General features: G+C 60.2%; 15 protein-coding genes. 4 read left to right on the forward strand and 11 right to left on the reverse strand.

Translation table 11 applies throughout. The annotated features are described in order from the left end of the window. Positions 1–104: 104 nt before the first annotated feature. Positions 105–536, forward strand: coding sequence for a serine O-acetyltransferase (locus tag ACZ5Y5_RS08775; RefSeq protein ID WP_464810507.1), 432 nt, complete (start codon positions 105–107; stop codon positions 534–536). 316 nt (positions 537–852) lie between these two features. Here ACZ5Y5_RS08775 and ACZ5Y5_RS08780 read toward each other — a convergent pair whose 3' ends face one another. From ACZ5Y5_RS08780 to ACZ5Y5_RS08795, 4 genes are read right to left on the reverse strand one after another with little or no spacing between them, the layout of a single operon-like run. After that, a complete protein-coding gene (locus ACZ5Y5_RS08780; protein ID WP_464808268.1) occupies positions 853–1659 on the reverse strand; it encodes a CpsD/CapB family tyrosine-protein kinase in 807 nt (268 codons plus the stop codon). A gap of 25 nt (positions 1660–1684) precedes the next feature. Continuing rightward, positions 1685–3124: a Wzz/FepE/Etk N-terminal domain-containing protein gene (locus ACZ5Y5_RS08785; RefSeq protein ID WP_464808269.1), complete on the reverse strand. Its 1440-nt coding sequence runs from the start codon at positions 3122–3124 to the stop codon at positions 1685–1687. Then, positions 3121–4284: a transporter gene (locus ACZ5Y5_RS08790; RefSeq protein ID WP_464808270.1), complete on the reverse strand. Its 1164-nt coding sequence runs from the start codon at positions 4282–4284 to the stop codon at positions 3121–3123. The genes ACZ5Y5_RS08785 and ACZ5Y5_RS08790 overlap by 4 nt, the downstream gene beginning before the upstream one ends. 17 nt (positions 4285–4301) lie before the next feature. Beyond that, positions 4302–4880, reverse strand: a complete 579-nt coding sequence (locus ACZ5Y5_RS08795; RefSeq protein WP_464808271.1) for a polysaccharide biosynthesis/export family protein — start codon at positions 4878–4880, stop codon at positions 4302–4304. 224 nt (positions 4881–5104) lie between these two features. Here ACZ5Y5_RS08795 and ACZ5Y5_RS08800 point away from each other — a divergent pair, with 224 nt between their 5' ends. Continuing rightward, positions 5105–6577, forward strand: a complete 1473-nt coding sequence (locus ACZ5Y5_RS08800) for a tetratricopeptide repeat protein (protein ID WP_464808272.1) — start codon at positions 5105–5107, stop codon at positions 6575–6577. Between the two features lie 48 nt (positions 6578–6625). Here ACZ5Y5_RS08800 and ACZ5Y5_RS08805 read toward each other — a convergent pair whose 3' ends face one another. The 4 genes from ACZ5Y5_RS08805 to ACZ5Y5_RS08820 form a co-directional block, all read right to left on the reverse strand. Then, the gene (locus tag ACZ5Y5_RS08805; protein WP_464808273.1) at positions 6626–7456 is read right to left on the reverse strand and encodes a SurA N-terminal domain-containing protein; all 831 of its coding nucleotides are present in this window, start codon (positions 7454–7456) and stop codon (positions 6626–6628) included. Positions 7457–7518: 62 nt separating this feature from the next. Then, entirely contained in the window at positions 7519–8226 is a 708-nt protein-coding gene (epsI, locus tag ACZ5Y5_RS08810; protein ID WP_464808274.1) for an exosortase-associated protein EpsI, V-type, read from the reverse strand. Then, on the reverse strand, positions 8223–9116 hold the full coding sequence (xrtV, locus tag ACZ5Y5_RS08815; RefSeq protein ID WP_464808275.1) for an exosortase V: 894 nt from the start codon (positions 9114–9116) through the stop codon (positions 8223–8225). Before xrtV ends, epsI begins: the two co-directional genes overlap by 4 nt. An 87-nt stretch (positions 9117–9203) precedes the next feature. Beyond that, a complete protein-coding gene (locus ACZ5Y5_RS08820) occupies positions 9204–9440 on the reverse strand; it encodes an XrtV sorting system accessory protein (protein WP_464808276.1) in 237 nt (78 codons plus the stop codon). 348 nt (positions 9441–9788) lie between these two features. On the opposite strand from ACZ5Y5_RS08820, the gene ACZ5Y5_RS08825 reads away from it, so the two are divergent. Continuing rightward, positions 9789–10445: a PEPxxWA-CTERM sorting domain-containing protein gene (locus ACZ5Y5_RS08825; protein WP_464808277.1), complete on the forward strand. Its 657-nt coding sequence runs from the start codon at positions 9789–9791 to the stop codon at positions 10443–10445. Here ACZ5Y5_RS08825 and ACZ5Y5_RS08830 read toward each other — a convergent pair. Continuing rightward, a complete protein-coding gene (locus ACZ5Y5_RS08830; RefSeq protein WP_464808278.1) occupies positions 10411–10947 on the reverse strand; it encodes a retropepsin-like aspartic protease family protein in 537 nt (178 codons plus the stop codon). The two genes, ACZ5Y5_RS08825 and ACZ5Y5_RS08830, sit on opposite strands and share 35 nt — an antisense overlap. 77 nt (positions 10948–11024) lie before the next feature. Then, positions 11025–11882, reverse strand: coding sequence for a hypothetical protein (locus ACZ5Y5_RS08835; protein ID WP_464808279.1), 858 nt, complete (start codon positions 11880–11882; stop codon positions 11025–11027). A gap of 281 nt (positions 11883–12163) precedes the next feature. On the opposite strand from ACZ5Y5_RS08835, the gene ACZ5Y5_RS08840 reads away from it, so the two are divergent. Next, entirely contained in the window at positions 12164–12421 is a 258-nt protein-coding gene (locus ACZ5Y5_RS08840) for a hypothetical protein (RefSeq protein ID WP_464808280.1), read from the forward strand. Between the two features lie 246 nt (positions 12422–12667). On the opposite strand, the gene ACZ5Y5_RS08845 is transcribed toward ACZ5Y5_RS08840, so the two are convergent. Continuing rightward, positions 12668–13291: a PEPxxWA-CTERM sorting domain-containing protein gene (locus tag ACZ5Y5_RS08845; protein WP_464808281.1), complete on the reverse strand. Its 624-nt coding sequence runs from the start codon at positions 13289–13291 to the stop codon at positions 12668–12670. Positions 13292–13310: the final 19 nt, after the last annotated feature.

Below are 13310 nucleotides of genomic sequence, written 5' to 3' on the forward strand. Positions count from 1 at the left end.
CTGCCCTTTGCTCGCAAGTCGCCGAGGATCTTCGGGCCCACGGGCGCGAATGGACAAAGCCCGGCTTTCGCAGCGTTGCCGTTCACCGCTTCGGCGTCTGGCGGATGACGGTGCGAAGCAAAATCCTGCGTGCACCGCTCAGCATTCTTTACCGCTGGGGCTATAGGCACTGCCGAAATGTCTACGGGATAGAGTTACCTTATACTGTCTTGTTGGGGCGACGGGTCATCGTCGAACATCAGGGCGGGATTGTCGTGCATGGTGCAAGTCAGATCGGCGACGACTGCATCATTCGGCAAAATTGCACTCTCGGCATCAGGCGGCTTACTGAACTTGACCAGGCCCCCACATTGGAAGCAGGCGTTTCCGTCGGCGCGGGGGCCGTTATCATGGGCGCAGTCACGCTCGGGGAGGGCTGTGTGGTGGGCGCGAATTCAGTCGTCCTATCCGATGTTCCTCCAGGGGCTCTCGCGGTTGGCGTTCCGGCGCGGGTCGTCGGGCGTCCCACTCGAGAGCAGACTAGGATCGTCAGGTGAGAAAGCTGCTGCCCCAGCCGCACGCAACGGCGAATCGTGCCCAATTTTCTGTGCGCGTCATACCGTAAGGCAAAACGGCATATTTTCGATTGCCGCCGACCAAAGAGTGTACAAGATGCAGCTGCGAGCTATGCTCATTCAGGTGTCGGAACTCCGAGCAATAATAAAGTGGAAGGTGGCAACATCGTCTGCGGGCCCGCCCGGGCTTTGAGATGATTTGGAGCCAGCTGGGTAGTATGGCTTCGCCAAGATTTGCTTCGATTAGAACGCGGCGACTCTTCTTTCCGTCGACTAATCAACAGAACCTGCCATCACATTAGCTATAATAAGCCGCATAGTCGCCATAGCTTCCATAGCCAAAGCCGTAATCATCGCCAGCAACGCCTCCATGATAACGATTGAGCACCGTACCCAGGCAGGGAGCGGGGTGCAGCACGTCGATCGTATCGCTGACCTGCCGAGCTGTTGTTTTCCCTTCCTCCACTACCAACAGATAGGCATCGATCTCGCGGAGAATGATCGCAGCATCATCATTGGCGAAGGCAGGCGGCAGGTCGCAGATGCAGATAACATTTTCGGGCAGGCTGCGCATGGCTTTGACCAGCGTTTTGAAACGGCCGCCCGCGAGCAATTCAGCGGAAGGCTCTTCACTGCGGAACGAGGGGAAGATGGTCAGACGAGTACCGACCACTTCGCGCGCAGCATCGTCGAGACTCGTCACCTCGCCAGCCAGAAAGTTGTTGATGCCGAGCCCCTCCTTGATGTCGAAAGTCTCGGCGATCGACCCCCTGCGCAAATCCAGATCGAACAGCAAGGTGTGAGTGCCGGGAATACGCGAGAGAGAGGCAGCCAGATTGGCAGCCATGAAGGATTTCCCCACGCGCGGCGTGGCTGATGTCACTCCAATGATCTTCCACTTGCGCGCCTGCGTGATTTTCAGAACCTGAGCGCGAAGGAGATTGAAAGGCCGGGAGCGGCTGTCACGACTGTTGAAGCCGAAGACCCCTCGTTTATCCCAGTCGAGCTGTTCCAGCGGTTGGGCCGTTCCTTGCTGCGAGAAAATCTCAGCCGGTGAGAGCGGCTGCTCCTCCGGTTCATTGTTCCAGGCGTTCGACTTAGACACTAGCAATTCCTACTGCGAAAAGCTCTTAGACGGGCTGCTTTTTCCAGAACAGCAACCGGCGTGGCTTGCCTTGCTGCGACAGGACCGGAACGACGGCAAGCGGCGGCGCGCCGACCAAAGACGTGAGTGTTTTGACGCTCCTGATCGGACGCAAAATCAACTCGACGAGCAGCGCGAGAACCAGGCCAACTGCCAGGCCGCCGAAGATGCCGCCCAGGACGATCATGCGCCGGTTCGGCTTGTCAGGCGAATCCGGCGTCACCGGCGGATCGACCAAGGTCAGCCGCTCCCCTCTTTGTTCGGTTGTCAATTTGGAGACAGAGCGAGCATTGAGAAGGGCGCTCGAGACCTTTGCCAGGTTCGCCCTGAGCACATCCGCCCTTGCCTGCAGCTGGGCGACCTGCTGTGCGACCGCAGGACCGCGAGCCTGCGCGGCAGCCATTGTCGCGGCTCGCGCCCGCTCTACGGACCGGGCCTGACTGAGCTGACCGATGGCGGCGTTGTTTGCGGCGATCTGCCGCTGCACTGTTGCAGAGACGCTATTCGCCTGAACAGCAGCCGCTGCGGTTTTGGCGGCGGAAAGGCGGCTTTCCGCCAATTGCACATCCGGATGATTATCCGCATAGCGAGCGCGCGCCGCTGCAAGCTGCGCTTGCGCAGCGACGACGTTAGCGTCGCTCTCCACTGCCGCCGATCCGGTCTGCGCTGCCAGTTCTGCATTTTGACGCTTCAGCTGTGCGATCTGACCTTCATAGTCACCCCCGCCGCCCAGGCTGAGCATGCCTAGGCCGCCTGCGCTCGCCAGTGCTGCGCCATTTTGCCCTGTGATCCTGTTGATCTGGGTCTCCAGCGCGCTGACCTGCGATTGAAGACTGCTTTCCTGATCCTCCAGGAAATGCACGTTGGTTTCAGCCTGCCCTTGCGTTGCCGAGGCATCAAGCTTCAACAGGCGATCGACGAAGGTCTGCGCGACAAGCTGGGCTTGCGCTGCCTGAGGATAGTCGAAGGTAAGCGAGAAAGCGATCGAGCCTTTGTTCCGTCCCTGGCCGGCCGAAGCGATGTCCGCATCGACCGCACGGATATCCGTTGCGGCCCGCATTTTCTCGACCAGCTCGGACAACGGCTGGGAGCGGCTGGCCGCATCGTACAGATTGTTAGCCTGAATGAGCCCGACAAGGTCAGGTCGGCTCAAAATCTGCTGCCGGATTTTCGCCATCCGACGGTCGATCACCTCTCCGAGCGGCGCGTCCGCTTCCATCGGCAGATCCTGCGATTCGACGAGCAAAATAGCCTTTGCCTGATAGGAGCGCGGCAGAAGGAAGGCCGCTGCCAGTGCGAGAACGCTCGCGATGACGAAGGGAATGATGATCAGCCAGCGACGCTGCCAGAAGATGATCGGAAGACTGCTGAGAAAGCCGGAAGACTCTTCCTTCTCCTCTGTCATGGGCAGCGGATGTTCGTTCATCTCAAATCTCCAAAGCGCACGGCTACGCCAAGCTGCCCGCCTGCGTCGGCCTTCCTGGCAAGTCCGCCACCGAAAACGTCGCGATAGAAGGCGCTGGCTGTAAGCCGTACCCGCTGCCGGATCTGGCGCTCGTAACTGACGCTGCCTCGCACATATTCATTGGCGTTCGCAGCATTGGCTTGCGAGTTTTTCGTGGTGCGATAGTCCGCAGCGAAGCCGAGCGTGCCATATTCGCTGAGGCGATAGCGATAGGTTGCGCCGCCACCGGTTTCGATTTGTGTACCGAGGGTTCCGGTTGGCAAGACAGAGCGTCGTCCGGTCAGGCACAGCGTTCCCCGCGCATCCTTGCGGCAGAGCGACAAATTGCCGGAATAGGTGATTGTCTCGCCCGCGCCTTCCCGGTCGATGAAGGAAGCGCCGATCGCTCCCGAGGCCGTCCAACGAGAATCAAACTGCGTCGAGATCGTCGCTTGCGGGGAAAGGATGTGCGAATCATTGCCGGCGATCGCATAATTGTAGCGCGCGTCGGTTAACTGAACGCCGACCTGAGTATTTTGCGACAGCCGGCGCGAATAGGACAAGGTTGCGCCATAAGCCTGATAATCTCCAATTCCCGATATCCCTGAATAGGAGCTATCGAGAAAAAAGACGCTGCCGCTGACCAGATCGCGCTCCGACAACGATAAAGACAGGTCGCCGCCCAGGTTGAGCGATTGACGACGCGCGCGCGTGCCAAACAGGCCTATGTCGGTTCCTGGAACGATCGAAGGGTCCTCTCCTTCGACCGCGCTGCTGCCGGGGAGTAAAGCGCTCTGGTAAGAGCCGATAACAGCGCTGGTATAAGCGAGGTTCAGATGGGTGCTGAGCCGTTCGGATGGCCGCAAGCGATAGTCCGCTTTCGCCTCGTAATTTTCGATCCGTGAGTAGTGATCGAGATATTGCTCAAGCGCTGCCACACCAGACAGCGTCAGAACACTCCGTTCCCCTACCAATCTGAAAACAGGCCGAACCTCTAGCTGGGCTGAGCCACTGTCCGTATCGCGCCCGCTCGCGGAATAGGGATTGGTGGAATAGCCAAGACGCGCCGAAACATCGGCTCCGAAATAGTGTTCATCGGCCTGTGCGGCGAGAGGCGTCGCGCATGCAATCACACTGGCCACATGCAAAATGGCCCCTTTCACGGAACGATCACCGTGTCGCCGCTTTCCAGTTGTGGCAGGCCCGCAAGATCACGCGAACTGGGCGATGCCTTCATGATATCGCTGAGCCTGACCTTGAGCACGACGAGGCCATCGCCGGATTTCCGCAGGATAGCCACATTACCGACGTCCGCGAACTCGGCCGGCCCGCCGGCCATGGTAAGCGCCTCGAGCACATTGACATATCGACCGGCATTGAACGCCCCGGGCGTCTTCACCTTCCCAGCGACGCTGAACTGCAGGCCACTCGGAGCCCTTACCGAGACCGTCACCTGGGGAACCGCTTCGCGATATTGCGACCGCAGCCCGCGCGAAATCACCTCTTCAATGTCTGCAGGCAATTTGTTGAGCGCATCGATCTGACCCACAAGCGGAAAAGAAAAAGTCCCGTCGGGCAGCACCTTCACGGCCCGCTGCAGCCGCTCTTCTCCCCAGACATAGATTTCCAGCTCGTCGCCAGGATTGATCCGGTAGGCCTTCAATTTAGGCGCCGCCGAGAGTCCCCCCAAAGTCGTCTGGGCATGAACGGGAGCGGCCGCTTGCACGGCGAGCAGCATGCAAAATACTGAATTGATCGCCCACCGATGCATGTTAAAGCCCCCAATAACCCTCAATGCCTGGCCTCAGCCTATATAGCAGAAACTGAGCGATACAAGATCGACAGGCGTACCAAAGTTATACACAGTTTGATTAACGAACTTGTCATGTCTAACGATCGACGGAAAGGCTCCAGCTTCGGATCGGCACCGAATCGATCGGAAGTGTTTGGATGGATTGCCCTATGATTTCTTCGCCCTTCAGGCTTGCACTCGCGGGTCTGTTGCTCTCCGCTGCGCTGGCTGGCTGCAGTTCAAAGGATCAGCAGGCCCAGGCGGCGGCGGCACAGGCTGAAACAGAATATCAGCAAGGGCGGTATAAGGCGGCGCTTCAAAGCATCCAGACTGCTCTTGGGGCACGTGATGATGTGAGCGACTATTGGCTCATGGCAGGGCGCATCTCTCTGGCGCTGCAGGATTATGCCGGCGCCTTCTCCGCTTTCCAGAATGTCTACCAGATGGACCGCAGCAATATCGAAGCGCTGCGCCAATTATGCCAGCTTGGACTCAACGTTCAGCGGCCGGATCTGGTCGATGATTATGCCGATCAACTGCTTCTTCTCAATCCGGGCGATCCGATGCCGCTCGTCATGAAAGGCGGAGCAGCGCTGCAACGGGCCGATAGCGTCAGCGCGCTCGACTTTGCCGAGAAGGTTCTTGCGGCCAACCCCGCCGATCTCAACGCACTCATCCTCAAAGGCCAGGTTTTAGCCTCCAGGGGAGAGGATATGGCTGCCGCCCGGATCATTGAGCCGACGATTGGCTCAGGGGGAGATCCGGCGGCGCGCCTGGACTTGCTTCGCCGCATCTATAAGAAAAGCGGTGATCAGCGCGCCTATGAACGGGTGATGCGCATGCGCGCCCAGACGAACCCAGATGAGCGGCAAGCGCAACTGGACTGGGCCGACTGGCTCTACCAGACGAACCGGTCGGATGAAGGCCTCCGCGTCCTCGAACGGCTCATGAAGAAGCGGGCGCATGACGCGGATCTTTCCAGCCTCATCGTCGAGCTCTGGCTCGATGCCGGGCCAAAGGCCCTCTCATCGGCTCAGATCATGGACGGCAGGAATGTTTCGGTGGAGATGAAGGCGGCCTTTGCCCGCTATGCCAATGAGACCAACCGGCCGCAGCTGGCGATCGCCCTGCTCAACGGTGGTCTGGCTTCGGCTACCCCGTCGCCGGCCAATTCGGATGCGTTGGCGAGCCTTGCTTATGCTCTCAGCCTTCATGGCAGGAAGGAAGAGGGCCAGAAGATCATACAGGATGTGCTGGAACGCGATGAGGGGCAACCGCTTGCCCTGCTGACGCGCGCCCGGCTACGCCTTGCTGCAGGAAAGCTTCCGGGTGCGCTCGCCGACGCCCGCAAGCTGGTGGCGGACAATCCGCTCAACCCGACCGCGCGCCTACTTCTCTGCACCATATTGCTGCAGCAGAAGGAAGATATTCTGGCGGAGAGCAGCTTGCGCGAGGGGCTGCGCGCTCTTCCCGACAGCGTTCGTCTGGCAAGCCGCCTCGCCTCCCTCCTCGCTCGCAGCGGACGAAAAGATGACGCGCAATCCATCGTGCGCGACTTTGGCCGGGCAGCTCCCGTGAGCCCTCGCGCCCGGGAGCTGATGTCCCAATATCAGGTCACACTTCCCTCCCCATCCGCAGCCTGAGCCAAGGGCTGCGGATGGGGATGTGAGCGCGATACCGGCCGCGCCGACTTACTTCTTCGGCTGAGCCGGGGCGAAGCCCGCCTGATAGTCGATCTTCGCCGACGTGCGAGCATCGGTAAGTTGCTTCTGCATCACCTTGGCGATCGCCTGGCGGCGCAGCAGTTCAACTGCAGCCGGATTGGCCTGCTGCACCGGGGTTGGCGTCGCTTGCGCCGAGGTAATCACGCGCGCGACCAGCTGGCCGTTCTCAGGCATGATGAAGGGCTCCCCTGCCGGCAGCGTGCCGATCTTGTTCGCTGCATCGGGCGGGATCATGGCTGTATCCAGCTTGCCCTTGACCCGCGCGAACTGGACGTTCGCCGTCGTCAGGGTTGCGGCGATGGCATCGAGCGAATGGGCCGGTTCGAGCTGCTGCAGCACGGCGGCGTTGCCGGGGGGCGCAAAGATGATCTGATCGACATCATAGCTTTTGCGCCCGTTGAACAGTGTCGGATTGGTACTGATGAATTTGCTGACCTCTCCGGTGTTGGGGAGTGCAATGTTCTTCGCGGCCTTGCTCGTCAGCAGATTGATGGCAAGCATGTCTTCGGCCCGGCGAATCTGCTCCAGATAGACAGGAGACTTGTCGATCCCTTCCGCCTTCGCCTTCTGCACCAGCAGCTTGCGGTCGATCACACGCTGCAAAAGCTGAGCCATGATCGCCTTCTTGTCGGCATCAGGCGGGATCTGCGCGCCCTGGAGCTCGGCATTGAGATCCTGCTGCGTGATCTCTTCGCCATTGACCACAGCGACGACCTGACCTTCGGCCTTCTTCTGACAACCAGTCGCGGCAAACAGCAGCAATCCGGCACTTATAATGAGCTTTGCGTTCTTCGACATGCTCGCTTCCTAAACAGCCCGGCGCGGTGCGGAGGGCATGGTTGATATCGTCCTGGCCAGGCTCATGGCTGACCCACCAGAATTTCCTTCATATGAGTGCCGACAGCCTGAAACAGATCGGCTGCAAAGCCGCCGAGCAGGTCTCGTGCATCATCCGGGCTCACCGTGGATATGCGAACGAGCACGCCGTCCGGTATCGTTCCTTTCAGATTTTCCTCGATTACGCCAAGCTTCTGCTCTGACCATGATCGGGGAAAGCTCTGCCCAAGCCGCGTCCAGTAGATCAACTGCTCTCGGCGTAGGCCGCCTTCCGCCACGATGTAGCGCGAAGGGATGGCGAGACCGGAAGTCAAGGCTGTCCGCTGATCCTCCACCGTCGCTAGCCGGAAACCGCTCGCAGGATAGCAGACTTCCGGGCGGTGGACCTGAATCATGCCACCTTGCGATCCGCCATAGGCGATGAGCAGCATCACAGCGGCCCCATCAGCGCGCGAATAGACGCGCGTCAGCAGCTGCTGATAGGTCCGGTCGCGCAGCTGATCGGCGGGCGGCAGCACAAGGCCGCTGCTTGTCTCGAACGTCCAGCGCCCCAGTCTGGCAGGCACAAGATCCTCAAGCTTCGCCGAGCCAAGCGTGCCCTGACGGTGGCGAGGCTGGAGGAGCAAGGCCGTTGCCGCAGCGGCCAGCAGCCCCCCGCCCAACAGCAATTCACGGCGCGTTGGCTTCGCAGCGGCGATTGCGGCGAATCTTGCCTTGCTGTTGGCAGTCATGCAGCCGCTCCATCCTTCGCCCAGCGCTTGCGCAAGGGGGTGGCGATCCAGTCGAGCGCAAAGATGCCCAGCAAAGCGGCTGTAAACATCGTCATGCCTGCCAGGTCATGGAAGAAACCCTGCCCCGCCGCTTCGCCAAAATGATAGGTGATGAGCAGGAGCAGCAACACGCGCACCAGATTGGCGGCGATCGCGATCGGCACGATCGCGCAAAGCATGAGGAGCATATAGCGCCAGTTGCTCCGATGCTTGATGTAGCAATAGAATAGTCCCAGCGCCGTGAGGCTCAGCAGCGAGTTGAGACCGGCGCAGGCGGCCGCCACCAGCATCTGATACTGACCAAGCTGAATGGTCACGCCCGAAGCTGCGATTGGGTAGCCAAGCGCATGCAATATGTCGACAGACCATTGTGAAATGGCAATCTTCAATGGCTGCGTCAGCGCCGCAAACAACGTGTCCGGGGGCGGAAAGACGAACAGCAGATAGACCAGCGGGAATGCAATCTGCCTCAGCGAAGCCCAGCCGAAACAGGCATAGGCGACAAGGATAAGCGCGGCGTAGAGAGCGAAGCCTTCCACCTCAATGATCGAGGTAATCCGCGCCAGCGTGAAGAGGATGAGAATAGGCGCGAGCAGCGCCGCCGACAGCGACAGGCGCCCGGGCTTCGCCGCTTCGCGCATGGCCGGCCATCTGCGGGCGATGAGCCACAATCCTGTCGCCAGGACAAGCGGACCATGCGCGCCCTGCTCTGTCGACCAGCTCTCCCGGGCAACATCAAACATGGTCGGCACAAGGAATGCCGCAAGGGCAATGACAAAGAAAAGGCTCAACTGAACACCGACGGGAGACCGCGAGGCGAGCTGCTGTGGATCCGATGTCTTCAGCAACATGCCGACATCCCAACGCGCGCGCGACCATCCACGGTCATGAGGATGTTCATCGTGAAGGCCCCGCTCCTGCGCATACTGCAGACCTGATCAGCGCTGCAGCGGCTTGAGCACGACCCAGCTGTAGCCGAGCGTTGCAACAAGGGTGACGATCGCGAACAGATGGAGATCTTTATTGCCCAGAAAATTGGCGATAGCGCAGCCCAGCGCCGGAGGGGCATATTGATAAAGATGGTCTCTGGGTTCCTCAGCAGTGGACCGCTGAAGAAACAGCACGACCAGCCCCGCAAATATCGCGAGGGTCAGCCAGTCATAAACGGTCTCCACTTAGCCCCCAATTCCGACAGAATCACCCAGCCCATCGCAGGTCATAGGATATATGGCCATCAGTCGTAAATGCCCCCTTAACTAGCCATGAGGCGCGATTTAGCTAATTCCCCCATATCGGTTCTCCATCTGAGGATAACTCGAAGCCTTTTTTACAGAAGGGCACAGGCACCGCGTCCGGCCTGATGCTTGCCGCAAGGCGTGCTCCCAGAACATCACCAAGCCCGATACACAATAACGCAGCACCGGTCGCGGGTATTTACCATCAAACATAGTAAACGGCTGCAAAAAGACAATTTTTCTTAGTCTTAGGCTCGCTTTCTCTTAAGAATCGAGCTAAGCGGCGGCATGAACAGTTCGGAACTGGCAATCTGGCACCGGGTGCGTCGTGAGCGGAAGCTCCTTGCGGTTGGTTTGGGGCTGACCGTGTTCGCCGCATCTGCCATACCGACCAATGTCCGCGCGGTGTTCCTGGATGACGGCCATCGGCTTCCCCCCAAGGCATTTGTGGCGCGCACGACACCCGGGCGCGTGTCTTCGAGCGTTATCGGCCCCGCCTCCGCCGAGCTGTCGACCGGCGAGGGAGTAGCAGCTGCGACCGGGCTTCCTTTCGCCGCGCCTCCGGGCAATCCCTTGGCTGAGAATACGCCGCCCGCCGTGCCACTGATCGACGAGATCTTCCCTGATCTGGGCAGCGAAACCGGCGCAAACCCATTGGCGGTAACAGGGATCAACCAGCCGGCGCCTGGCCGTCTCGTAGCTGCGCCCAATTTTGTGCCCATCAGCGGCGGCGTTGCCGGTTCCCTGCCGTCTGGTTCGACCACACCGGCTGAACCCGAACCTCCGACGGACCCCGTTTCGGCCGTCCCCGAGCCGGGAAGCTGGGTCATGCTATTGCTTGGCTTCTTCCTGATCGGCGGCACCCTGCGCCGCAGGAGCGAACGGACTCTACGCGAGCCACTGGCCGCCTTCAACCGAAGTGCAGTTCGTCGCCCGACAACGTGATGGGGCCAAGACGCGAGAGAAGATTCTGGCCAAGCAGCGACACGCCAAGGCCGCGCTCGATGATCGCGGCCTCGACCTGATCGACATCCCGGCCAGCGACTTCGACACTGCCGAGCACGAGAGAACGAACCTCCGATGAACCAGCGGCCGTTTCCATATGCTGGGTCACGCTTGCGCCATTGGCCGCAATGCCGATCCTCCGAGCGTCCGCCGGAGTGAGGACCACCATCGTGGCGCCTGTATCGACCAGGAACCGGACAGCAACGCCATTCACGCGTGCGGTGACATAGAAAAGCCCGTCGTCGGACCGGCGGAGCCGCTGGCCACGTGAGGAACCCAGCTGGTCGCTGCCGGGCGCAGATTGCATGCTGGTCACGCGCGCCACATGGGCCGATGGCGGCGGCCAGGCGGCGCCAGCGCCTGTCTCACCCGGCTCGGCCGCCCAGGCGCAGGCGATGCCCGCAACGGCTGTGATCATCGAAAAGGTGGTTGCGATGTGCATGGCCACATCTGTGGCCGACAACCTCCCAATAGCTGGTAGGCAGGCGTGGCTAATAGCGTGTTAAGATTGTTTCAGGTCTATGCCGCGGCCTGTCGACGCGCGCGCCTGCGCGCATGGCGTTGATGGAGACGCTGTGCAGCAGCGCCGAGCAGAAGGAGCAGACCCATCGAGAACCAGAAGGTGCTGTCGCGCCGATAGGGCCAGCTCATAGCCGCGGGCGATCGGAACAGCAGATAATGGTCAGGCGCTACCGTGAAACCTGCTGACCGATAGAGATGGATCAGCTCGCCAGGCAGCGCATTTTTGCGCAGGATTCCTGCCTGGACCCGCGCGGATGATGTTGCGCTCAGATCGGACTCGTTCGGCAGTTCGATCCAGAAGCGGACCGGTGCGCCGTCGGCGCCCGAAGCAATCACAGGCGCAACGCGTAGCTCCTGGCTCATAAACCACAGGTCTTCCTTCAGGGCAGCCGATCGGTTCTGAAGGACCTGCCCGTGTATGACAACCGGGCCCTCGCCAAAGCGGGCACTCGGATCAGCTGCGTCAACCTGACGGACCGGCCCCCTCCCCTCCGGCAGAAAAGCGATCTGGCCCAGGCAGAAGAGGGAAAGGGCAAAGCAGGCGGCGGCCGAACCTAGCAGCCAGCGGAAATAGCGATTCGACGCCCAATCGGGGTTGCTCCTGAACGCAGGAGCCGCCTTTCGAAGGCGCTGATCAATGAGCAAGGGGATGCCGGTCAGCAATGCTGTGAAGACGAGAAAAGTGAAAGCTGGACGGTAAGCGCCAAAAAGACCGAACTGCCATTCGGCGGATAGAGCAATCAGGCCGCTATAGCTGGCAGCCTGCCACAGGAAGGTCAGCGATATGACAAGCGACCAGGCGAGATACACGGCCGGTCGGACACGCGGCGCCTTGCGAACAGTGTCGTTATTCATGAATTTCCCCCAGTTGCGCTCGGGGATCAAAGCCTGTTTGAGGCAGCAACCACGGAACGCGGCAGCTCCTCACGGTAGTAAAGCGAGCCACATCAACGGCCGCGACATATGCCCCTGACATACTCTCTGACTGACCCATGCTGCCTTTGCTCAAACTAAGTAACGGCGGTGAAGCTGCGCCCATCATCTTGGTGTTGAACATGAGAGCTACTCCATTTTACAATATTGAAAGCATTCTCAGGCTATCGCTATAGTGGCATCTGCCGCAGTGGGGATTGAGCGTGAAGGCCAGTTTCAGCCAGAGAGTGTTGGCCATTCGAGCAGCAGACTCATCGACCGATGGCAAAGTTGTGACGATTTTCTTCGGGACGCATAAAGTGTCCTGCCGCGCACTCAGCGTAAACAAAACCCCTCGTTCCCTGCTCCTGCTCGGCACCGCTGACAACGGGGACGATATTGTGGTGGACGCGGCTGAGTTGCTGGCGATCAGCATCGAAGCCCGCTCAGACGGTAATCCGCACGGCAATTGCCAGTTGTAGGGCGCCTAATGTTCTGCCGTTCATAATCAGCCCCGCGTCCATGTCGCGCGCGATGAGCCATCCAATGGATCAACGCCCTTACAAGCAATCCTTGACCTTCAGGCGGGTCAATATCGGCACTCTTCAATCGAAGGAGCCTCAACCATCAAGCCTGCCTTGCCGTGAGAGCGCGCCGATGCATCTAAACATGATGCATCGGCGCGCTGTTTTCTGGATGCACTCGTCCAAGGGCTCAGATGCTGATCCTTACGCGGCAGCCAGTGCAAGCGCCCGCCGACGACGCGAACGCAGCGCACCACCCATCATCGCGAAGCCCGTCAGCATCAGCGCCCAGCTCATCGGCTCCGGCACAGCGGTCGCGCTGAAGGAGAACTGGCCAAGATAATCGCTCGTATCGCCACCCGGGGTGGACGAGTGCGCGCTCACCAGGTTGAAGAAGGGATAGCGACCCCAGGAGAAGCTCTCCATCTTGTACAGGGTGTTGTTCACGATCGTCGAGGTCGGGTTGAGGACCGAAGGGCTTACGCTGCTTCCGAACACGCCCGAAATCGACGCACCATCGGCGAAATTGAGCGTCAGCTTGTAGAGCGGGTCCGTCGAATAGCCTTCACCCATGATCACGAACGCATTGGTTCCAAGCGCCGTGGGATCCGCCACGGCCTGGTCCGCCGGATTGAGCGTGGTGCCAAAGGGCTGCTGCAGAAACAGGGTATAGTAGCCATCGGCAGAAGAGGTATTCCACACGCGGCCCGTCGCGGGGCCAGTTACCGACGCGACGCTGTCGATCTGCGCGCTTGTGAGCAGCGCAGCCGCATCGGCAGCGTGGGGCGCGGCGATGGCGGCCAGTCCGGCAATAACATATTTCAGCATGGCTTTTCCCTTATGCGTA

The organism is Sphingobium sp. TomTYG65 (genome assembly GCF_055395525.1).